This is a genomic window from Phytobacter palmae (genome assembly GCF_039409775.1).
Lineage (GTDB): Bacteria > Pseudomonadota > Gammaproteobacteria > Enterobacterales > Enterobacteriaceae > Phytobacter > Phytobacter palmae.
In genome coordinates this window covers 1-21,723 of the sequence record NZ_JBCIVJ010000033.1, presented here as the reverse complement: position 1 = coordinate 21,723, position 21,723 = coordinate 1, and the positions used below count along the sequence as shown (strand labels likewise).

Annotated in this window: 23 protein-coding genes and 1 pseudogene; 4 read left to right on the top strand and 20 right to left on the bottom strand. The window is 52.0% G+C overall.

Annotated features, from left to right (window positions below):
- Nucleotides 1-21: 21 nt before the first annotated feature.
- From mprA to AAIG39_RS23720, 10 genes are all read right to left on the bottom strand, one after another.
- A complete protein-coding gene (mprA, locus tag AAIG39_RS23765) occupies nt 22-552 on the bottom strand; it encodes a transcriptional repressor MprA (RefSeq protein ID WP_039077607.1) in 531 nt (176 codons plus the stop codon).
- 525 nt (nt 553-1,077) lie between these two features.
- Entirely contained in the window at nt 1,078-2,250 is a 1,173-nt protein-coding gene (locus AAIG39_RS23760; RefSeq protein WP_090088861.1) for an MFS transporter, read from the bottom strand.
- Nucleotides 2,251-2,523: 273 nt separating this feature from the next.
- Nucleotides 2,524-3,519 (bottom strand): glycine betaine/L-proline ABC transporter substrate-binding protein ProX, encoded by a 996-nt coding sequence (gene proX, locus AAIG39_RS23755; protein WP_343194883.1) that lies wholly within the window; start codon nt 3,517-3,519, stop codon nt 2,524-2,526.
- A gap of 197 nt (nt 3,520-3,716) precedes the next feature.
- Entirely contained in the window at nt 3,717-4,778 is a 1,062-nt protein-coding gene (proW, locus tag AAIG39_RS23750) for a glycine betaine/L-proline ABC transporter permease ProW (RefSeq protein WP_343194882.1), read from the bottom strand.
- Complete coding sequence (proV, locus tag AAIG39_RS23745; RefSeq protein WP_090088868.1) at nt 4,771-5,973, bottom strand: glycine betaine/L-proline ABC transporter ATP-binding protein ProV; 1,203 nt, start codon at nt 5,971-5,973, stop codon at nt 4,771-4,773. Before proV ends, proW begins: the two co-directional genes overlap by 8 nt.
- 412 nt (nt 5,974-6,385) lie before the next feature.
- Nucleotides 6,386-7,348 (bottom strand): class 1b ribonucleoside-diphosphate reductase subunit beta, encoded by a 963-nt coding sequence (gene nrdF / locus AAIG39_RS23740; protein ID WP_343194881.1) that lies wholly within the window; start codon nt 7,346-7,348, stop codon nt 6,386-6,388.
- A gap of 10 nt (nt 7,349-7,358) precedes the next feature.
- The gene (gene nrdE, locus AAIG39_RS23735; RefSeq protein WP_343194880.1) at nt 7,359-9,503 is read right to left on the bottom strand and encodes a class 1b ribonucleoside-diphosphate reductase subunit alpha; all 2,145 of its coding nucleotides are present in this window, start codon (nt 9,501-9,503) and stop codon (nt 7,359-7,361) included.
- Entirely contained in the window at nt 9,476-9,886 is a 411-nt protein-coding gene (nrdI, locus tag AAIG39_RS23730) for a class Ib ribonucleoside-diphosphate reductase assembly flavoprotein NrdI (RefSeq protein ID WP_090088875.1), read from the bottom strand. The genes nrdE and nrdI overlap by 28 nt, the downstream gene beginning before the upstream one ends.
- On the bottom strand, nt 9,883-10,128 hold the full coding sequence (gene nrdH / locus AAIG39_RS23725) for a glutaredoxin-like protein NrdH (RefSeq protein WP_343194879.1): 246 nt from the start codon (nt 10,126-10,128) through the stop codon (nt 9,883-9,885). Before nrdH ends, nrdI begins: the two co-directional genes overlap by 4 nt.
- A gap of 251 nt (nt 10,129-10,379) precedes the next feature.
- Entirely contained in the window at nt 10,380-10,706 is a 327-nt protein-coding gene (locus tag AAIG39_RS23720; RefSeq protein WP_090088877.1) for a DUF883 family protein, read from the bottom strand.
- Between the two features lie 163 nt (nt 10,707-10,869).
- On the opposite strand from AAIG39_RS23720, the gene AAIG39_RS23715 reads away from it, so the two are divergent.
- Nucleotides 10,870-11,214 (top strand): DUF2002 family protein, encoded by a 345-nt coding sequence (locus AAIG39_RS23715; RefSeq protein ID WP_039077596.1) that lies wholly within the window; start codon nt 10,870-10,872, stop codon nt 11,212-11,214.
- Nucleotides 11,215-11,246: 32 nt separating this feature from the next.
- On the opposite strand, the gene alaE is transcribed toward AAIG39_RS23715, so the two are convergent.
- Together alaE and AAIG39_RS23705 are read right to left on the bottom strand one after the other, a co-directional pair.
- Nucleotides 11,247-11,693 carry an L-alanine exporter AlaE gene (gene alaE, locus AAIG39_RS23710; RefSeq protein WP_090088880.1) on the bottom strand — a complete coding sequence of 149 codons (447 nt, stop codon included), beginning with the start codon at nt 11,691-11,693 and terminating at the stop codon, nt 11,247-11,249.
- Nucleotides 11,694-12,168: 475 nt separating this feature from the next.
- Nucleotides 12,169-12,348: a hypothetical protein gene (locus AAIG39_RS23705; RefSeq protein WP_085006812.1), complete on the bottom strand. Its 180-nt coding sequence runs from the start codon at nt 12,346-12,348 to the stop codon at nt 12,169-12,171.
- A 214-nt stretch (nt 12,349-12,562) separates the two neighbouring features.
- Here AAIG39_RS23705 and AAIG39_RS23700 point away from each other — a divergent pair, with 214 nt between their 5' ends.
- On the top strand, nt 12,563-12,721 hold the full coding sequence (locus tag AAIG39_RS23700; RefSeq protein WP_039077593.1) for a YqaE/Pmp3 family membrane protein: 159 nt from the start codon (nt 12,563-12,565) through the stop codon (nt 12,719-12,721).
- 146 nt (nt 12,722-12,867) lie between these two features.
- Nucleotides 12,868-13,716 carry a hypothetical protein gene (locus tag AAIG39_RS23695; RefSeq protein WP_343194878.1) on the top strand — a complete coding sequence of 283 codons (849 nt, stop codon included), beginning with the start codon at nt 12,868-12,870 and terminating at the stop codon, nt 13,714-13,716.
- A gap of 32 nt (nt 13,717-13,748) precedes the next feature.
- Here the strand turns inward: AAIG39_RS23695 and AAIG39_RS23690 are convergent, their stop codons facing one another.
- Nucleotides 13,749-14,354, bottom strand: a complete 606-nt coding sequence (locus tag AAIG39_RS23690; protein WP_343194877.1) for a short chain dehydrogenase — start codon at nt 14,352-14,354, stop codon at nt 13,749-13,751.
- 99 nt (nt 14,355-14,453) lie between these two features.
- Here AAIG39_RS23690 and AAIG39_RS23685 point away from each other — a divergent pair, with 99 nt between their 5' ends.
- Nucleotides 14,454-15,353: a LysR substrate-binding domain-containing protein gene (locus AAIG39_RS23685; RefSeq protein ID WP_343194876.1), complete on the top strand. Its 900-nt coding sequence runs from the start codon at nt 14,454-14,456 to the stop codon at nt 15,351-15,353.
- Here the strand turns inward: AAIG39_RS23685 and AAIG39_RS23680 are convergent.
- The 7 genes and pseudogenes from AAIG39_RS23680 to AAIG39_RS23650 form a co-directional block, all read right to left on the bottom strand.
- Complete coding sequence (locus AAIG39_RS23680) at nt 15,328-16,758, bottom strand: DNA cytosine methyltransferase (protein WP_090088887.1); 1,431 nt, start codon at nt 16,756-16,758, stop codon at nt 15,328-15,330. The genes AAIG39_RS23685 and AAIG39_RS23680 overlap by 26 nt on opposite strands.
- Nucleotides 16,759-16,880: 122 nt before the next feature.
- A complete protein-coding gene (locus AAIG39_RS23675) occupies nt 16,881-17,522 on the bottom strand; it encodes an NrsF family protein (protein ID WP_090088889.1) in 642 nt (213 codons plus the stop codon).
- Complete coding sequence (locus tag AAIG39_RS23670; RefSeq protein ID WP_343194875.1) at nt 17,509-18,081, bottom strand: sigma-70 family RNA polymerase sigma factor; 573 nt, start codon at nt 18,079-18,081, stop codon at nt 17,509-17,511. Before AAIG39_RS23670 ends, AAIG39_RS23675 begins: the two co-directional genes overlap by 14 nt.
- Nucleotides 18,082-18,101: 20 nt before the next feature.
- Nucleotides 18,102-19,325, bottom strand: coding sequence for a protein-disulfide reductase DsbD family protein (locus tag AAIG39_RS23665; protein WP_343194874.1), 1,224 nt, complete (start codon nt 19,323-19,325; stop codon nt 18,102-18,104).
- A gap of 42 nt (nt 19,326-19,367) precedes the next feature.
- Nucleotides 19,368-19,931 carry a peroxiredoxin gene (locus AAIG39_RS23660; RefSeq protein WP_090088894.1) on the bottom strand — a complete coding sequence of 188 codons (564 nt, stop codon included), beginning with the start codon at nt 19,929-19,931 and terminating at the stop codon, nt 19,368-19,370.
- Between the two features lie 626 nt (nt 19,932-20,557).
- On the bottom strand, nt 20,558-20,962 hold the full coding sequence (locus AAIG39_RS23655) for an H-NS family histone-like protein (protein WP_090088896.1): 405 nt from the start codon (nt 20,960-20,962) through the stop codon (nt 20,558-20,560).
- A 523-nt stretch (nt 20,963-21,485) separates the two neighbouring features.
- Nucleotides 21,486-21,723 (bottom strand): annotated as a pseudogene (locus AAIG39_RS23650) (hypothetical protein); the annotation flags it as partial.

The following is a 21,723-nucleotide window of genomic DNA, read 5'->3' as shown; positions in this document are numbered from 1 at the left end:
ATGTTCGAGCGGATCTCAGCGTTAGCGCAGCGCCTCAAGAATGGTGCCGTCTTCGTCCATTTGATCCAGGCGAGTGAGCAACTTACGTGTGATGTGCTCGAGTTGGTCTTTTTCAGCTGTTGTCAGCGAAGACCAGAGTTGGTGCAGACAGTTGTGCTGCGGTGGCAGAACCTGACGCAGGAATTCATGCCCTTTCTCGGTTAACTGCAGATGCAGACAGCGACGGTCATTGTCGCTTTCGCGGCGTTCAATCCAGCCGCGTTTTTCCAGCTCATCGGCGATACGGGTCGCATTGGTGCGAGAAGAGCCCAGCGCGCTGCTCAGCTCTGAGGGCTGGATACTGTGATTTTCCTGAGACTCCAGGGTGATTAACGCCATAAATAATGTTTCGTTAATCCCTTGAGCTTTCAGCATTTTATTGCGATTTTCCAGCAATTTCCCCTGCATATGCATACACAGGCGAGTGAGCAGAATCTCCTGAAACGGGAAATCTTCGTAACGGCTGGCGCGGAATTTAAGCATTTGTTCAATGGGCGTGAACGAACTATCCATTTGGGCATAACCTCATTAATTGCAGTCGATATAGTAACGACGGTGACAAATAAAGTAAATGTATTATTCTCTCTAATAGATTTGCTTTAGTGATGGAACTGCCGGTAATTTCCGGATGATTCTGTAGGCGAGTGCGGGCACTAATCCAGGAAAAGCCAGGCTGTGCGTTTTGCAGAAACTTAAGCCCGCCAGGGTGAAGTTGGGAAAACCAGGGAGTAAACGACGACTGTCGCAGATGATCTGTGGGGCTCCTGACATCACTGACAATTCACAGAGTGAGGCGATACTGACAGGAACCCGTATCGCGTCAGAAAGACGCTGTTTGATCCCTTTGAGAAATGTTGCGGTTGCAACGGGGAAGGGGTCGGTTGTTGTATCTGTACTATCCATAGTATTTGTGAAATATCACCCACGTTAAAATCACCGGGATAAATAAGTCGCATAACCATATCAGACTCAGGGGCACCTTAACACCCCGGTTTTTTGGTGTTTCGACGTAACGTGGGCGTGATTTTATGCTGCTTTTTACGGGTGTTGGTAGCCTCGCCACCAGACCAACAGGTTAAGGGCAGCGAAACTGCCGCCTGCAATACTTACCCCGGTCCAGCCTGCGTGCTGCCATGCTGATGCTGAGATAAGCGATCCGGCCGCGCCACCGACAAAATAACTGGTCATATAACCGGCAGTCAGGCGGTTACGGGCTTCAGGTTTGAGGCGGTAAATAACGGTCTGGTTGGTAATGTGTACCCCCTGGACGGTCAAATCCAGCAGCAGAATCCCGATTATCAGCGCCAGCACCGAATTTTGTCCCCAGGCAATAGCCAGCCAGGAGAGAAGCAGCAACCCCAGTGAGACGGTGGTGGTCAGGTGAGCTTTGCCTTTATCCGCCAGGCTGCCAAAAGGACGCGCTCCCAGTGCACCTGCGGCCCCCACCAGCCCAAACAGGCCAATCACCCCCTCAGAGAAGTTAAAGGGCGGTGACGCAAGCAGGAAGGCCATTGAGGTCCAGAGGATACTAAAGTTAGCGAAGGAGAGGCAGCCCAGCAGGGCGCGGGTGCGCAGCACTTTCTCTTTAGCAAACAGGGTGAAGATAGACCCCAGAAGCTGCGGGTAATTCAGCTGAGTGTCCTGTTTGACCTTTGGCAGGCCACGCCACAACGCAATTGCCATGATGACCATCAGTACGCTGGCTACCCAGTAGACCGTACGCCAGCCGCCGAGGCTTGCCAGCAAGCCGGCAACGGTTCGCGCCAGCAGAATGCCAAGCAGCAAGCCACTCATAATAGTGCCAATGACTTTGCCTCGTTTTTCCGGTGCGGCAAGGGTAGCGGCCAGCGGGACGAGGATTTGTGCCACCACCGAGAAAAGCCCTGTCAGCGCGGTTCCAAGAACCATCATCCCGAGCGTGGTACTGCTGGCCGTGATCAACATTCCCCCCGCCGCCAGCAGTGTCATGGAGACGATGAGCCGTCTGCGCTCAAACATATCGCCCAGGGGCACCAGGAACAACAAGCCTGCGGCATAGCCGAGCTGGGCTGCGGTGACAATAAAGCCAGCCAGGTCAGGAGAGAGTGAGAAGGCGCGGGCAATCGCATCGAGCAACGGTTGCGCGTAATAGTTACTGGCGACGGAAAGGCCGGTGGCGATCGACATAAGCGCTATCAGCGCCGGGCTAAGCCCATGATGGTGTCTGGTCATTTTCTTTGAATGATTCATTAGCTGTTTATTTTCGTGGATACCAATAATAACGAATGAGGATAAAAAAATGGGAGGGATCGCGTGTCGGTTAGTGCGGTCAGATGGGGATTGTGCGGCCTGATCTCCCTCTCCACAGGGGAGAGGGAAAGGTAGTCCGGAGAAGGCGGTTATGTCGTCATCCAGGCGCTGTCCCCGGCGGCGCTTCGCTTACCGGGGATACTCAGAGGAAGAGAGTGAGGAAGAAAATGGTGATTGAAGAGCCATTTTCTTCATTTACTTCTGGGCAGCCAGCGCCTCTTTCACCCAGCCGTCAAACTGCTGCTGGTGGGCTTTGATCCAGCCATCAACATGCCCCTGAATATCCGCTTCCGAGGCGTGACCGGCGTGCATCATCGCATTCTGCGCATTGATATCGGCGATCGGCAGCTTCATGACGGAAAACAATTTCGCGGCAGCCGGGTTTTTCTCGGCCCAGGCTTTATTGGCGACAATATGCATGGTGTTCACCGGGAAGCCGTAGTTCATGCCGTTAGGCAGTTTGGTGTCGATATTTTTCTGCTCGCCCGGCAGGGAAGAGAATGGCACCTGCAGCCAGACCACATCTTTCCCCGGTTTAAGCACGTCACTTACCCAGTACGGTGTCCAGGTGTAATAGAGCACGGGTTTGCCCTCTTTGAAGCGAGTGATGGTATCGGCCATCATCGCCGCATAATTGCCCTGGTTATGCACCACGGACTTGCTCAGGCCAAAGGCGTCAATCTGGTGGTTGATCACCGCTTCACAGCCCCAGCCAGGCGTACAGCCGGTCAGGTCGGCTTTACCGTCACCGTTGGTATCAAACAGTCTGGCAATTTTGGGATCTTTAAGCTGGTCGATACTCTTGATCTTGTACTGCTCAGCGGTCTTCTTATCGATCAGATACCCCTGCGCAGCGCCGGTAACAAAATCCCCCTCGCGGTAGAACTTTTTATCGCCGCCTGCTGCTACGTACATATCATCATGCAGCGGCTGCCAGTTCACGGCGGTAAAGGTCACATCGCCCGCCGCCATTGAGGTGTAGCCGACGTTATAATCCACTTCACTGGGTTTGTTGACGGTGTAGCCGAGTTTTTCCAGCCCACGACTGACTAACAGGGTCTGGAATGTTTCTTCTGAGATGGTGCTCTGGAAGGGTTGAACGGTGATGCCTTTGCCGGGCAGGTCGGCAGCAAATGTGCTGGTGGAGACAAGGGTGGCAAACGCTGTGGCGAGAAGGATGTTCTGTCGCATCGTTGTTATTCCTTAAATTGATGCCCTTCATACTTCACGCAGCAGGTGTGTTGACGCCCTTGTTCATCCCGGTTCCTTACCTCGGTAAACGTCCGGGGATGCACTGCGGTGTCGCCTTCCTGCAACGTGAAGTATTGTGGGCAAAGATGTGAGTGTTAATCTGCCCGGAAAACCTCTGTTTGCGGGCAGCTACATCGTTACTTAATGCATGGGCGAGTAATTAACCCAAGCGGGCCGGTGCTGTACCAGCGACGATTACCCCGGCTGCGGGCATCACGACCCATCGCCTGCGTCAGGCGATCGAGGATGATGGCGAGAATAACAATCCCCACGCCACCGACGGTTGCCAGCCCCATATCGAGACGGCCAATACCGCGAAGTACCATCTGACCAAGTCCACCGACGGCGATCATCGATGCGATCACTACCATGGAGAGGGCAAGCATAAGCGTCTGGTTGATCCCCGCCATAATGGTGGGCATGGCCAGTGGTAACTGTACTTTGAACAACATCTGACGCGGACTGGCGCCAAATGAACGTGATGCTTCAATCAAATCTTCCGGCACCTGGTTAATACCCAGGATCGTCAAACGCACCACCGGGGGAAGGGCAAAGATTATAGTCACTACCACTCCCGGCACGTTGCCGATACCAAACAGCATCACAATCGGCACCAGGTAGACAAATGCAGGCGTTGTCTGCATGGCATCAAGCAGCGGACGAATGATCTTCGCCGCGCGTTCGCTGCGCGCCAGCCAGATGCCAAGCGGTAAACCGATAATGATGCAAAACAGCAGGGCGGTTAGCACCAGTGCCAGCGTGACCATCGCCTGCGACCAGGCGCCAATTGCGCCAATCAAAATCAGCGACACCAGCGCTGCGATACCCATTCCGGCGCTGCTGATCTGCCAGGCTATCAATGAAAAGACGATGATCGCTACCGGCGCAGGCATCCCCAGCAGTAATTGCTGAAAGGCGCTTAAAATGTAATCCACCGGCACACGGATACCCTGGAACACCGGGCGGAAGTGGGTGACAACCCAGTCGATCCCCTGCGTGACCCAGCTATCCAGCGGGATCAGCGTCTTATGGAAGGGATCCATAATATTAAAATGCTCCGGCGCGGGCGCCGGGGCGTTGGCGAGCCAGTCGGCTCCTCCGCCATCCGTCGGTGCGGGGGATGAGCCCCATGCGTCAGCTGATTGCGCCGCGCTGTCTGTTGCCGGTGCGCTTTCCCACGGGTTATTTTGATCAGCCATTGTTTGCTCCCTCGCGATCTAAAGCCTGTAACAGCATCCGTTTGGAGATGATGCCGACGTATTGTTGTTCTTCTCCGACCACCGGAACCGCGCAGGGCGCCTGGCCGACATGAGAGAGCAACTCGCTGAGCGGCGTTTCCGCTTCCACGGCAAGCGGGGAGTCGATTAACGCCGCATCGATACCCTGGTTCTGGCTCAGCGCCGTTTTCAGAGAGTCGATGGAGACAATGCCAACAAATTTATTACCGCGTTCAATCACATACCCGTATTCACGGTCTTCATCCTGTAACAGCTTCAGTGCCGAGCGTGGGCCAAAACCAGGCGTTCTGCGGATCAGGCCAACTGGTGTACGGCGGGCAATATCTTTTGCACTGAATACCTGGCTAATATCCACGCCACGGAAGAAAGTTCGCACATAATCATTCGCCGGATTATTTAATATTTCATCCGGTGTTCCGACCTGAACGACTTCGCCGTTTTGCATAATGGCAATCCGATCGCCAATACGCATTGCTTCGTCCAGATCGTGGGAAATAAACACCACGGTGCGTTGATGGCGCGACTGTAATTTCACCAGCTCATCTTGCATCTCGGTACGAATTAATGGATCGAGCGCCGAGAAGGCTTCATCCATTAATAGAATATCGGGATTGATGGCTAATGCGCGGGCCAGACCCACACGCTGGCGCATACCACCAGATAGTTCGTCAGGATAAGCATGGGCATAATTTTCCAGCCCGACCTGACGCAATGCGTCTAATGCTTTTTCCTGACGCTCACTGGCGCTGACACCCGCTAACTCCATGCCAAATGCAGTGTTATTTAACACTGTCATATGTGGCATCAGGGCGAATGACTGAAAGACCATCGCAATCTTTTTCCTGCGCACCTCACGGAGTTCAGCATCAGATATTTTGGCGATATCAACGCCATCAATCAGTACCTGCCCGCGGGTGGGTTCAATCAGGCGATTGAGAAGGCGTACCATTGTGGACTTACCCGAACCGGATAATCCCATGATGACAAATATCTCGCCTTCTTCAATGGCCAGACTGGCGTCTTTAACGCCAAGCGATAGCCCTGTTTTTTCCAGAATTTGTTCTTTCGAAAATCCTTTTTCGATATATTTGAAAGCTCGCTGCGGATGCTCACCAAATACTTTGTATAGGTTCTTAACTTCTAATTTAATTGCCATGCAATAGAACGGTTCCTGTTATTTATTTATGTCGATATGTTACCTGATGCGAATAATTGACCGCGTATACCCTAACATACTGAGATTCTGTGACAACCCTCGCTTCCCGTATTCGCGGAATTTGATGAGTGTGAAATCGCCTGAATTTCCCATGAAATAAGGGCTGAGCGGTGGTTGAATTTTTATGAGATTTTTCTCGTTTTGGTGTTGAATTTTGATCGGGTGCGCGTTGTTTCAGAGGAATATGACAAGGAAATGACGCTGAAAAGAGGGGCAATATTTGGTGAGAATATGGAGGAATAATATTTGCGATGTGGCAGTTCCGGATGGCGGCGTAAATGTCTTATTCGGATTATAAAACCGTAGCCCCGGTAAGCGCAGCGCCACCGGGGGATTCCTGCTGACTGGAAAATTAGAAATCCCAGTCCTCATCCTCGGTTTCTACCGCTTTGCCCATCACATAAGACGAGCCGGAACCCGAAAAGAAGTCGTGGTTTTCGTCGGCACCGGGCGAGAGCGCCGCCAGAATTGCCGGGTTGACTTCCGCCATATCCGACGGGAATAAAGGCTCATAGCCAAGATTCATCAGCGCCTTGTTGGCGTTGTAACAGAGGAAAGCTTTCACGTCGTCGGCCCAGCCGGAATGGGCATATAAATCCTCGGTATAGGTTACTTCGTTATCATAGAGATCCATCATCAGCTCCAGCGCGAAATTCTTTAATTCTTCGCGCTTTTCACTGCTGACTTTCTCCAGTGCTCTCTGATACTTATAGCCAATATAATAGCCATGAACCGCCTCGTCACGAATGATCAGACGAATCAGATCCGCGGTGTTGGTCAGCTTGCCACGGCTTGACCAGTACATTGGCAGCCAGAAGCCGGAATAGAACAAAAAGGACTCCAGGAACACGCTGGCGATTTTCTTCTTGAGCGGGTCATCGGCACGGTAATACTCCAGAATCAGCTGGGCCTTACGCTGTAACGCTCTATTCTCTTCACTCCATGCATAGGCCGTATCTACATCTTTCGTCTGACACAGGGTGGAAAAAATCGAACTGTAAGAGCGCGCATGCACCGCTTCCATAAAGCTGATATTCGACAGTACCGCCTCTTCATGTGGCGTCAGGGCGTCGGCCATTAATGCTGGCGCACCCACGGTATTCTGGATGGTATCAAGCAGCGTCAGTCCGGTAAAAACCCGGATCGTCAACTGCTGCTCCGCGTGGCTTAGCGTCTGCCAGGCAGGAATATCATTCGACAACGGTACCTTTTCCGGAAGCCAGAAGTTACTGGTGAGGCGGTTCCAGACCTCAAGATCCTTATCATCCTGGATTTTATTCCAGTTAACTGCGCTAACGCGTGACAGTGGTTTCATCCTTTTCTCCTTACAGCGCGCAGGACACGCAGCCCTCAATTTCGGTGCCTTCCAGCGCCAACTGGCGCAGGCGGATGTAATACAGCGTCTTGATGCCTTTTTTCCACGCATAAATTTGCGCTTTGTTGATATCACGCGTGGTGGCGGTGTCCGGGAAGAACAGCGTCAACGACAGCCCCTGATCCACGTGGCGTGTAGCCTCAGCATAGGTGTCGATGATCTTCTCCGGCCCGATTTCATAGGCATCCTGGTAGAACGCCAGGTTTTCGTTGGTCATAAACGGGGCAGGGTAGTAAACGCGCCCGGTTTTGCCTTCCTTGCGAATTTCAATTTTCGACACGATCGGGTGAATACTCGAGGTGGCGTGGTTGATATAGGAGATTGACCCGGTTGGCGGTACCGCCTGCAGGTTCTGGTTGTAAATGCCGTAGCGCATCACGTTCTCACGCAACTGCTCCCACATATTGCGATCAGGGATCGTAATGCCGCTTCGGGTAAATAGCGCACGGACTTTCTCCGTTTTCGGTTGCCACTCCTTTTCCAGATACTGGTTGAAATATTCCCCGCTGGCATAACGCGACTGCTCAAAGCCGACAAAACGCTGGTTACGTTCGCGGGCCATCATCATTGATGTATTCAGCGCATGCCAGGTGATGGTGTAGAAATAGAAGTTGGTAAAATCCAGCCCCTCTTCACTACCATAGGCGATGCCTTCACGCGCCAGATAGCCGTGCAGGTTCATCTGCCCCAGACCAATGGCGTGCGATGCAGCATTCCCGGCTTCCACCGAGGGAACCGAGCGGATGTGGCTCATACTGGAGACCGCGCTCAGGCCACGCACCGCTGTTTCCACCGTACGGCCAAAGTCTGGCGAATCCATGGTATGGGCGATATTCAGTGAGCTGAGGTTACAGGAGATATCATGACCAATATCTACGTAGTCCAGGTTCTCATCCAGTGTGGACGGGCTGTTCACCTGTAAAATCTCGGAACACAAGTTGCTCATATTGATACGCCCGGCAATCGGACTGGCGCGGTTCACCGTATCTTCAAACATGATGTACGGGTAGCCTGACTCGAACTGGATTTCGGCCAGCGTCTGGAAGAAATCGCGGGCATTAATGTATGTTTTACGTACCCGGTCATCGGCAACCAACTGTTCATACATCTCGCTTACTGCAATATCGCCAAAGGCTTTTCCGTACAGCCGTTCCACGTCATAGGGCGAAAACAGGGCCATTTCGGCATTTTCTTTCGCCAGACGGAAAGTGATATCGGGGATCACCACGCCCAGCGAGAGCGTTTTAATTCGAATTTTTTCATCGGCGTTTTCCCGTTTGGTATCGAGGAAACGCAGAATATCCGGATGGTGAGCGTTGAGATAAACGGCCCCCGCCCCCTGACGTGCACCAAGCTGATTGGCGTATGAGAACGCGTCTTCCAGCATCTTCATCACCGGAATGACGCCTGACGACTGGTTCTCAATGTGCTTAATCGGCGCGCCGGCTTCGCGCAGGTTAGAGAGCAAAAAAGCCACGCCACCGCCACGTTTGGACAGCTGTAGCGCTGAGTTCACCGCGCGGCCTATAGACTCCATATTGTCTTCAATACGCAGAAGGAAGCAGGAGACCAGTTCGCCGCGCTGTTTTTTGCCGCAGTTGAGGAAGGTAGGCGTCGCGGGCTGGAAACGGCCGGAGAGGATCTCATCAGTGAGTTGCCGTGCCAGGGCCTTATCGCCCTGTGCAAGGGTCAGCGCCACCATGCACACCCGGTCTGCAAAATGTTCAAGATAACGCTTGCCGTCGAAGGTTTTCAGCGTATAGCTGGTGTAGAACTTCCACGCGCCTAGGAACGTCTGGAAACGGAAACCGCTGGCATGTGCATGAGCAAAAAGGTCGACCACGAAAGCGCGATCATAACGTGTCAGTACGCTTTCATCGTAATAGCCTTCCTGTACCAGATAATTCAGACGTTCATTCTGACTGGTGAACGTGACGGTATTGGGCAATACGTGACCAGCGTAGAAGGCATCTACCGCCTGGTGATCTTTGTCGAACTGAATGCGGCCTGCTTTATCGTACAGGTTCAGCATGGCGTTCAGCGCATGGTAATCCGGTGCGGTTTGCATCACGCGCTCTGCGGTTGTCGTTGCCAAAATTCGCTCACTCCTTTACGCACGTTTTCAATGTCCTGTTGGGTTCCCATCAGCTCAAAACGGTAGAGGTACGGCACGCCGCATTTCTGCGAGATCACATCGCCCGCTCGTCCGTAGGCCTCGCCAAAATTGCGATTACCGGAGGCAATCACGCCGCGAATCAGGGCGCGGTTATGCTGATCGTTTAAAAAGCGTATGACCTGACGCGGCACGGCTCCTGCCGTACCGCCGCCGCCATAGCTGGGAACTACAAGAATGTAGGGGACGTCTACCCGGATACGCTCACGCTCATTGAGTGGAATACGCACCGCTGGCATCCCCAGCCGCTCAATAAAACGCTGCGTGTTTTCTGAGCTGCTGGAGAAGTAGACGAGGATACTCATGCGCTGGCCACACGCGGTGCGGTGTGCAGGCGGTTAATCATATCCGGGCGGAGACCAGACCACCGGGTTTCACCTGCAACCACGACCGGTAACTGACGAAAACCCATTGCGCGCAGTTCATCCGCAGCCTCCGGTACCAGATCGACGTTCACCATTTCGAACTCAAGGCCACGGCTTTCCATTGCCCGTTTTGTGGCGTGGCACTGTACACAGTCATTTCGAGTGTAAATAGTAATGCGCATGATTCGTGTTTCCATTTAAAATAAGAAAACGGCGCGAGGATTCGCGTCAGTCGTGTGTATGTTGCTAACAGGAATACTAGATGTAGTTAATAAAACTTTCAACCACACAACATATAGGAAATTAAGATAAGTTTTTCCGGGTTGATGAGCGCAACGAGGAGGTGAGCGTGCATGCATAAAACAGGCCGGAGGCAATAAAAAACCCCGCACGTGCGTCACGTCCGGGGTTCGGGAGGGGAGAGTTAACGGGATTAACGGCGGTTACAAATCAGCGCGCCCAGGAAAATCCCGACGGCGGCGACGGCTCCCAGTGCATAGACCGGATTCTCTTTCACATAGGTACTTGCACAGCTTACCGCGTCGCGGGCTGCCTGATGTGCAGGTGTCCGACCATGCAGACGCGCCCGGGTCTCTCTTAACAGCGCCTGCGCTTTACGACGTGCGGTATCCGCTTCGTCTTTTGCATCGCTACCCAGAGACTTGAGCACATCTTCCAGGCTATCGGCCAGTTTGTGAACATCATTCTGGATATCCTGAACGCCATCATCTACATCACTGCGATTAGGTCTGTTAAACATCGGATCCTCCTTTGTTTTCGATGTGAATTTCAGTTTAGACCATAATTTTGTGCCGCTAATCACCGAAACGGCATTTGCCCTCGTTTATGGACTTTTCTGAAAGCCCTGCTAATGCTGAGTAATGTAAGGTTGCGATGCAGTAAAAAGATGACGAGGAAAAAATATGTATTTACGACCCGATGAGGTGGCACGCGTTCTTGAGAAAGTGGGATTTAAAATGGATGTCGCTACACCGAAGACCTATGGTTATCGCCGTGGGGATAATTACGTGTATGTTAATCGGGAGGCGCGAATGGGACGTACAGCGCTGATCATTCACCCCACGCTAAAAGAACGAAGTCTGTCCCTTGCGGAACCCGCCTCGGAAATCAAGACGTGCGATCACTATCAAAACTTCCCGTTGTATTTAGGCGGGGATGCGCAGGAACATTACGGTATTCCTCACGGTTTCAGTTCCCGACTGGCTCTTGAGCGTTTTTTATCGGGCCTGTTCGGCGAGTTTCAATAAGCAGTGACAGGCGCAGGCCTGTCACTCTATCCTCAGGCTTTCGCCTGCTGAAAGCTCACGCCAAAGAGACGGCGGCAGTAATCCAGGAAGTAGCCGTACAGTGCGCCCATCATCATTGACAACACCGCATTTGAACTCACCGCTGCGACAATTTGATGCCAGTCGGCGCCGACAGTCAGCAAAATAGCGACATATACCGGCGACTGGAAAGTGACATAGGCCACCACATCAGCCAGCGTTCGCATCCCGCTTTTCGGGCTAATACGACGGGCATAACGCATGATCGCATCACGATACAGACCATAAGGCCAGGCAATAATAATGTTGACCGGGATAGCAACCAGACGTGATGAAAGTGACTGCTCGAAGGTCATTCCGGAGAGGAATATTTCAATGAGCATGTTCACTACCGAACAATAGACAACCATTGCAAAGGTGTCTGCCACGGCATGACGCAGGCGGGACTGCGAAGAGAACATGGTACTGCTCCTTGAAAAGATAAAATAAATTGATACCGAACGGAAACCAGCAGTTTGCTGTGGTGCATTTTGATGGTGCTAGATTATATGTCTGGATATAAACTCACAACTAGCTAATAATTTTTATTTATTTTGTTTTTCTGGATAAGTTGCTCTGTGTTTGTCTGTTTTTTACGCATTTCGTTATTTTTGTTGGAGTGGTCGGTAAAAGACTTTAATATCATTAACTTATGATTGTCTTGTGAGTTTATTCACAAAATCACTCATCATGACAATAGCCTCTTTTAGCAAACAATCCTTTCACTGTGTTCATAACAGAAGCGGCAGCATTTTTTATGCTAAGCAAACGCTTTTTCCAGCGTTAAATGCTGTTTATCTGATTGGGTATATATGCGGATTGTTTGCATAAAGAAAGCTGATGGATGGTGGGATTTACAGAGAAAATGGCGGTGAGGGGACTCACCGCAAAAAGAGCTTAGCAGACGCCGAAATCGCCCTCTTCTTTATAAAGAGAGACGTCCGCAGTTTTGAGCGTAATTTTTTCTGCCGCGTCATTGTGCACGGGTACGGCGACAATTTGGTCTTCATGCACTTCAATGACTTTTAGCTTTGGTCCGCCGATACGCGGCTGCACTACATCACCTACAGTAATCATATTGTCCTCCTTAATTTCTTGTCATTAAACCTTAGCGCGAACTGCCCACAAGGTACAGTTGGGGCGGATTATGGTTGCCATTGATGAAATGTTGTTTTGCGTAAAAGAGGGTAAAAGCGCAAAGCATCGCTGGCAGCGTTGCTTAAAAGAACTAACCTTTAAAATTAAATTCTTTTTTAACAATCACCTGCATTTGTATCGCAATGGAGAGGTTATGGGTTTTTGGCGTATTATTTTTACGATTATTCTTCCACCGCTGGGCGTGCTTATTGGTAAAGGCTTCGGCTGGGCTTTTATTCTCAACGTTATTCTGACGTTGCTGGGCTATTTCCCCGGTCTGATTCACGCTTTCTGGGTCCAGTCACGTGACTAAGAGACGAAGGGCGATGTCTTTCGCCCTTATGTTTTCATAACGTATTGTTAATTTTGTATTTCCTCCAGTTTTTTATGCAATTCCGTAAAGTTCTTCGCCGTTGAGACGATAAAAAATACGTTTGGCATTAATTCTAAGGAGAAGATATGAGCATTAAGGATGTAAGTTCGGTGGCCAGTTTGAGGGCTATGCCTGCCACCCGTCAGGAAACGGTACACGCCTTGACGGGAAAAAAAGTCGATCCTGTGGACTCCTTTGAGGTCAGCCTGTCGCCGGAAGCGATGGCGCAAGCGAGGGATAACTCAACGCCGCCGACTCAGGAGGAGATCGACGCGAGTGCACGCGAAGTGCTCAACCTGCGTAACCAGGCGATAGCGCGTATGCCGACGGGGCCGAGCCTTGCCAGTGATTTCTATACCGATCCCGCCACCGCCAACGACGCAGTCAGTTTTCAGGCCTTTTTCCAGAACGCCACGGTTAACGCCGATGAGATGGCTGACGCACTGCATAAAGCCCTGACATCCCCAACCCAAAACGGGGATTACACCACCAATGCGATGGATCTGGCCTTAACGCAAGCCAAGTTGAATCTGGTGGTGCAGAAGTATGTGGCGACGGACTACCAGAATGAGGCTGGCGCATTTATTGCTCAGTTCATCGACGAGAAGGCTTCACAGGCCGATCAGATGACCAAAGTAGTCCTCACTCAGGCGAGCAGGCTGTCGGAAAGCCTCGGGGATCGAGAGCAGGCCCAGCATCATCAGGATGCTCTGGCGCAACTGGCGGAAGGAACGCACCCTTCTCAGAAGATCCGCAACGAAATGCTGAGCCTCACCGCCAGCACTACAGACAGTGAGGCCTGGTTCTCATCAATTAACAATTGGGTTGAGCAAAACCGTTCGTTGCCGTACATCCTTGAAATCGAGAAAGGCCATATCAACGCATTACACGATCAGTGGCAGAGCTTTGTCGCGGGCCTGAAAACGGATGTCTGATTTGCCGTCCCTCATCGACGGATGAGGGACGATTAATAGCCTACTGTATAGACGCGCCCTGTCTGCACGCCTTCAATACTGCGGCGATAAGCCAGCGCCACCCGTGTGGCTGGCACGCTCTCAAATCCCGGAAAGAACGGGCCGTAGGTCTCTTGCGATTCGCTCAGTAGGGTTGGGCTGACGACATTGATACGTTGTCCGCGTTTCAGTTCACACGCCGCTGCCTTCACAAAACCTTCCAGCGCGGCGTTGACCGTCGTGGCATTCACCCCTTGTGCGATGGGCTCCTGGCCGACAATACCGCTGGTTAGCGTAATCGAGCCTTCGTCGCGTAAATAGTGTTGCCCTGTCAGCGCCAGACGTACCTGGCCGAGCAATTTATCCTGCAGGCCAATCGCAAAATCCCGGCTGGTCATTTTCTCCAGCGGCCCAAAGAAAAGGTTGCCGGTGGTGGCGACGATAGCATCGATCCTGCCCACATTTTCAAACAGCGCTGCCACGCTATCATCGGAGGTGATATCAACATGGAAATCACCGCTGGTACGCCCTGCGCGGATAATTTCATACTCGCTCTGGCTGAGCTCCTTCTCAACCGCCTGACCTACGGTACCACTTGCGCCAATCAGTAAAATTTTCATCGTTATGCTCCTTCGTTGCTGGAGTGGCTATTCTTTCGCTAATTATTTATAAGATAAATGAGCTAAACGTTAATTGATTACTAAGTATGGGTTAGCAATATGGATAAACTGCGCAGTATGGAAGTGTTCGTTACCGTTGCGGATTGCGGCAGTTTCACCCATGCGGCAGGCAAATTGACCCTGTCGGCGGTGATGGTGGGGAAATACATTAGTGCGCTGGAGGAGCAACTTGGCGCAAGGCTGGTGGAACGTAATACCCGGCGGCAGAGTCTGACCGATGCCGGGCGAGTCTATTATGAAGAGGCTCGCCGGGTGCTTGAGCAGGTGCATATGGCGGATACCTCCATTGAACGACTACGTGATACACCCGCCGGTACGTTGCGGGTAAGTGCCTCCACCACGTTTGGCGCCTGCGTGGTCGCTCCACTGACTGCCACTTTTCTTAATGCGCATCCACAGGTGCGCGTCGAGCTTGACCTGAGTAACCGGCGTATTGACCTGGTTGATGAAGGTTTCGATCTGGCGATCCGCATTGGCGGGTTACACAACGATGACGTGGTGGCAAAGCCACTGTGTCTTTATCGCATGGTAATTTGTGCCTCACCCGACTATCTGGCGCGGCACGGTGAGCCACATACGCCAGATGATTTGCAGCATCATCGCTGCCTGTCGCACATGGTCTGGAATGCGAATAACGAATGGAAACTACCGGGAACGGAAGGCGACATGTCCTGGCGGCGTGATCCGGTATTTCGCTGTAATGACGGTCAGGCATTGCGCCTGGCCGCCGTTGCGGGAGCGGGATTGTTACTCCAGCCGGAGATCTTACTGACCGATGAACTGGCAAACGGCAAACTGGTACGCGTGTTAACGGACTTTGCGCCTCAGCCGCGCCAGGTGTGGCTGCTTTATCGCCAGCAGCGCCGTCCGTTACCCAAACTCACTCGTTATATTGCCCATCTGCTTGAACATATCAACGCGTGGGTTGTTCCTTCCTGAGAGTAACGGCACGCAAGATATAAGGCTCCAGCAGCCGGGCGACAGCGGCGAAGACTGGCACCACCACGGAGTTACCAAACTGGCGATAAGCCTGAGTGTCCGACACCGGAATGCGAAATGGCTTTTCGCCTGGTTTTTCAAAACCCATCAGGCGCGCGCATTCGCGCGGTGTTAACCTGCGCGGGCGACGCTGCTGGTTGGCGGCATCACTAAAGTTGCTTTCACCCAGCGCTTTATCCCAGCCGCGATCGACCAGAATTTCTGAGCCATCTTTGTGGTAGCGGGCAGATAAGGTTCGCGCCACGCTGGCTGTGTTGGTGGGATCAACCAGCCCAAATCCAAAACCGTTGCCTTTCGCCGCGTGTTTCTTCGCGTAATGGAAAAGGTAATCCCACAGCTTGAGCGACAACACATATTTCGCATCGACGGTGGGCTCAAGGAGTTCACCAAAGGTCGGCCTGCTGCGCGGATAGAAGCGGTCGATATGACGCAGGGTAAAATCTTGCTTTAGCTGTAAATCGCGGCGAAAACCCACCAGTACTATGCGTTCACGGTGCTGAGGCAGAAAATGTTTGCCATCCACAATCTTCGGATCGTCTTTACCGGTCGCTTCGGCGTCGGCAACGTCGTATCCCAGTTCATCAAGGGTATTCATGATCACCGTAAAGGTTTTCCCCTGATCGTGGCTTTTCAGGTTTTTAACGTTTTCCAGCACAAATATTGCCGGTCGCTTGGCTTTGATAATTCGCGCGACATCAAAAAAGAGCGTGCCTTGCGCTTCGCATTCAAAACCGTGGGCGCGGCCGAGGGCATTCTTTTTACTCACCCCGGCTAAGCTGAATGGCTGGCATGGGAAACCTGCCAGCAGGACGTCATGATCGGGGATCTGTTCGTCGATATGCGCATAGGCCTGCGCATCGGTGACGTCCGCTTTGCCGCTCAGCGTGACTTCGCGAATATCCTGGTTAAAACGATGAGTGTTTTCGTCGTTGTACCAGTTGGCTTTATACGTACGCACCGCATTTTTGTTCCATTCGCTGGTAAAGACACACTGCCCGCCAATGGCTTCAAAACCGTTGCGGATGCCGCCGATACCGGCGAAAAGGTCAATAAAGCGGAATTGATAATGCGGATGGTGCGCAGGCGGCGAGGGAAGCATTTTGCGCAGTAAGGCTTCCTCGGCGGCGGTAAGTGGTGCCGGCGTGCTTTTGCCATTGACCCGCCGGTTTAATCTTTCGCGACTCCAATCGTTTTGACCCAGTTTGCGTAACTGCTCCGCCACATACTTTTGTCCGTAGATTTCCAGTACCCGGCCCAGCAATGCGTTGTCGTCTTCCCGCTGCCGTTTGTCTTCTGCTTCGGCCTGGCGCTGAAGCTCCTGCGCGATTGAATCAAATTCCGACATGACGTCTCCTTGGGTTAATGCGTGAAAATATATCACTCATTTGACCCAGAGGTGAGCATTACTATTGATATCCAAAGCCGTTCTCTGTCTGAATGTTATTCAGCCAGGAGGATAACATGCGTTTAATGGCGGGGCAGCGACACCCACTTATAGCCCAGAGCCATGGTACCCAGCACGATGGTTGCCGTGGCGCTGATATGCATCAGAAAATCCAGCGCACTGATATGGGTTGGATGACAAAGTGCGAGCAACGTCAACGCCATGCAGGCGACGCCAGCCCCGGCGGCGGCCAGACTACGGGCGGGGAATAACGTGCGGGTACGTCGCAGATAAGCAATCACTATTGCCATCATCGGCACGCTCACCACAACCATAAAAAAATAACAGTTTGTTCCTGCCTCGCTGCCTTGTACCGGCGGGCGATGATGCAACTGCATATTGGTAAATGTAATAACAAGCCAGAGACTGACCAGGGGGGCAAACCATTTCCAGCTCAGGGATTTCTGCCCGGCAATGCTCAGCAGAAAGGCATTGCGGATAGCCAACGTGCCGGTAAGAAAGGTCAGAAACAGCTGGAGGATAACCCAGGCAGCCCCTGCCTGGGACCAGTCGGTGAAGGTCCTGTGCACCAGTAAACTGGCCAGCGCACCACAGGGCAATGCCATGACGAGCCACATCACAACCCGCCATCCTGGCTGCCATGGACGTTTTACGGGTTCGAGTGTGCGAGTTAACTGCTCAATAAAAAGATCATGATCGGCCATGATGTGCTCCTAACCGACGAAGGTTATTTAATGCGCGATGCAGCAGAGACTTAACGGCCGCTACCGTCAGGTTGTTGCGTGTCGCGGTTTCCGAAAGGGTCATTTCATGCAGATGAACATGTTCAATTATCTGCCGCTGGCGGGCAGGAAGCTGGTTTAACAGCACACTGAGCTCTTCCCGGGACTGATGTTGCTCAACACCGCAGATCAGATAACGCTCCTCACTTGCGTACTCTGGCGCGTTGCTGTCGTCTTGCTCATGCTGGCGATGACGGCCACGACGGCGAAGCGCATCAACCGAGCGGGCATGGGCAATTGCCATCAGCCACGGCAAAAAAGGCGAAGCGGGATCGTAGGTATGACGTACCCTGTGCACGCTCAGCAGCACATCCTGAATCACATCTTCAACCAGCATGTCATCGTCAATCTGCTTACGTACCAGCGAGCGAATAACCGGCACCAGCGCCTTTAGCAACTGCGTGTAGGCCGCCTGATCGCCTGCCTGGGCAAGCGCCATAAGTTGCGGCCATTTCTCACGCGTTGCCTCATATTTTTCCATATCCCGCCTTAGTTACGGCTTCATGTCTTTTTACCGCTGGCCTGCGTGAGGGCGTTGACCACAATCGACGGGGTGAGCACCTGTGGCAAAATTTTCGGTTCGCTGCCATCTGCGGGGTAGACCACATACAGCGGCAGACTGCCCTGACCCAGAGCGTTCATTGCGTCATCAATATCGGCGTTAAATTTGGTCGAGTCAGCCACCATATAGAGCGTGCCCGTGCGTGCCAGCGCCTCTTTCACGGCTTGCGTAGACAAAGACGTCTTCTCGTTAACCTGACAAGTGATACACCAGGATGCAGTAAAATTGACGAAAATCGCTTTACCATGGCCACGATTATCCGCCACATTTTGCGGGGACCATTTTACCTCTTCGATATGTGCCGCTGTCTGAACAGGCGCGCCGTTGTTGATAACCGATGGCAGCGGAACAATCGCCGCCAGAGCCAGCACCGCGGTGACCGCAAACAGCGCGAGATGCCGCTTTCCGGCAAAACGCCGCTGCTGCGCCATGCCATAGAGCCAGGCGGCGAAACTCAGTACTACGGCGGCGGCCAGAATCGCGGCAAGCGCGGTGGTGCCTGCCTGTTGAGCCAGTACCCAGACCAGCCAGCCGAAAGCGCCAAACATCGGAAACGCCAGACCGCGTTTTAGCGTATTCATCCAGGCGCCGGGTCGCGGCAGCGATTTCCCCAGAGCCGGAAAGAGAGAGATAAGAGTAAACGGCGCCGCGAAACCGAGTGCGAGGGCAAAGAAGATAACCAGCGCCACGGCAGGTGGTTGCACCAGAGCATAACCAATCGCACCTGCCATAAACGGGGCCGCACAGGGGGTAGCCACAATGATCGACAGCGCCCCGGTCAGTGCAGCCCGGACAAATGCGCCGCGCTCAACGGATATTTCTCCGGCGCGCTGCATCGACAGGCCCACTTCAAATACGCCAAGTAAATTCAGGGCGGCTCCCAGGATAACCAGAGCGAGGAAAGCAATCACCAGCGGCGACTGAAGTTGAAACCCCCAACCGACGGCAGTACCGCCCGCGCGCAGGGCAAGCAAAACAGCGGCCAGTATCAGCATTGTGACAATCGTGCCGAGTAAGAAGCCAAACCCTTCTTTACGGGTCTGCGCCGTACTGTGCGAATGGCGAACCAACCCCAGCGCCTTAAGCGAGATTATCGGGAAAACGCAGGGCATAAAATTAAGGATAATGCCGCCTGCGAAGGCGGCCAGCATTGCAGTTAACATAGTGATTCCCTGGCGGCTAATGGGGTAGTTGACGTCATCCTCTTACGAGTGCGAATCCGCGTACTGTTTCACCGCTTCCATTGTTTTCTGAATATGGGTTTCAGGGTTTCTGTCAGTGTAGCTCAGCAGGATTTTGCCGTCCGGTGCGATAACAAACGAAGTGCGATCAGAAAGGGTTTTGCCGTTCATCTGCATCAGCGTCTGGTATTCAGCTGCTACTTTCGCGCCCGGGTCTGCGGTGACGGTGAACTTATCGCGGCATTCCAGTTTAGAAAACTCATCTACCTGGTCCACATTACCTGCGGTCACGCCGATAACAGTTGCGCCCAGTTTCTTGAAATCATCTGTGGCTTCGGCAAAGGCGTGGGCTTCGATGGTGCAGCCTTTACTGAATGCCGCCGGGAAGAAGTAGAGCACGACCGGGCCTTTTTGCAGGGTTTGTTTCAGGGAAAATGTCAGAGGCTTGCCTGCCAGTGCACCCTGTAGTTGAAAATCGGGGGCCTGCGCACCGGTGGGCAGGGCGGCCTGGGCATTGAACATCGGAATTGAGACGCTAAGCAGTACGGCAGAGGTAAGGCTCAAAAAGAGTTTTTTCATCGGGGTCATGTTGCGCTCCATGGGATTAGAGTATTTGACATTCACAGACAGTTCGCTGGATGTCGTGGGAAAGTTTCGCCGGGAATAAAAAAAACTGACGCGTGTGGAAAAGAGATTTAATTACCGGGCTATTTCACGATGCGGTATCGATAACCAGGGTACACGTTTATGGCAGCCCGCCGTTTTACCCGGCCTGATCCCTGATTATTTAACGAGCCGGTGCCAGTATCGAATTGAAAACGAACCGTGACGTATTAAAAGTATAATGCATCAGCGATTAATCTTAACGTTCCGGGCTTCGGTGGCCGACCACGATGTTATTGTTCCGGGTAACTCGATCATCTGTTTGCCAGGCCTGCTGTTAATAATGGGAAGCTACTGTTTTTTTATTGGCCTGGAGAAGCCTGTATGCACTAAATGGACCTGCCGCTACAGGGAGAAATATATGGCATATGGGCAGTTGCAAGTAAAGCAACGAGAAAATGCATGTAAGAAGGGGAATTCACGGCATCCTGTTTAAGATTATTCCGTGAGTAATGGTTAATCATCTTGCGCTACAGGCATGAGTGTCAGGTTACGCCATATAAACACTTTCATAGCGTTGAGGGGGAGCGTGCCTCCCCCATAGCTGGATATCAGATTGCGAAATCTTCCAGTTTTTTCCCTTTCTCAAGCGCAGAGGTAATCGCTTTTGGCGTGCGACCCTGACCCGTCCAGGTTTTTTCGCTGCCGTCTTCGTCGATATATTTGTATTTTGCCGGGCGAGGCTCACGAGAGGATTTTGTTTTTGTAGTCTGTCCTTTTAAGGAAGAGATGAGCTCTGCCGGATCAATGCCTTCTTCAAGAAGTTTCACACGAAAGGCTTCGAGTTTTGCCTGTTTATCCTCGAGTTCCTTACGCTGAGAGGCTTCTTCTTCGCGGCGTTCTTCAACGATTACTGTGAATTTTTCGAGAATATCTTCAAGATATTCCAGGCTAACTTCACGCGTCTGAGCACGTAATGTACGAATGTTGTTTAAGGCTTTCAGTGCTTCTGACATTTGCAGATCCTTTTACTTGAATTTGGTGGTGTTTCGAATTGCTTCTTTGCGAATAGTTCCTGGAAACCAAACCAGAGTATCACTTTTGTTTCTCAGGTGGACACAATGTATATACCGTGTATGCAAAATAATATATAGCAAATTATGAAAAGAAATGTCTGTCTTTTAGTGTCATTACTCTTTTTTTCTACATTGAGTATTCCGATGCTCAGTAAAAAGGATAACCACTTCCATCAACCTGATCAGTTTTATGGGGCGTCATCTTAGAAAACCCCTTTTGCTACAGGCCTTTTACCGTTGATGACCATTATGCCTGGTAATTGGCCGTTACGTCTTGCTTATATTCGAAACAGAACAGGAAAGATTTGTGCGCTTAGTCGCGAATTCAAAACCAAACCGTATCGTTTGTTAAGGACAGCCGGTTGTGTCAAAAGATACGTTTTGCTCGATAAATTGTAAAACTCACCGTGCGAAATAGCGTTTTAAGAAATATCAGCTGTCGGTTCTCTTCTCTTTACTCTGTTTACTCTGTGCAGTTATCCAGCCTGACAATAAGCCTTTTCTGCTTCTCCTGAATGAGTTTGCGACGCTGCTTTAATAACAAGCGGGCTGGAACAACGCGATCAATAATGGTCGACTTCCTGGGCATGTAGTTCATTACGAGTCGGGTGACGTCTTCTTCTTTCCCGCCAGGCCACTGTCCATGTTTTTCCTTTGACATGAAAAATGTACGGTTACTCTGTTTTGCCACATTTCCAGGA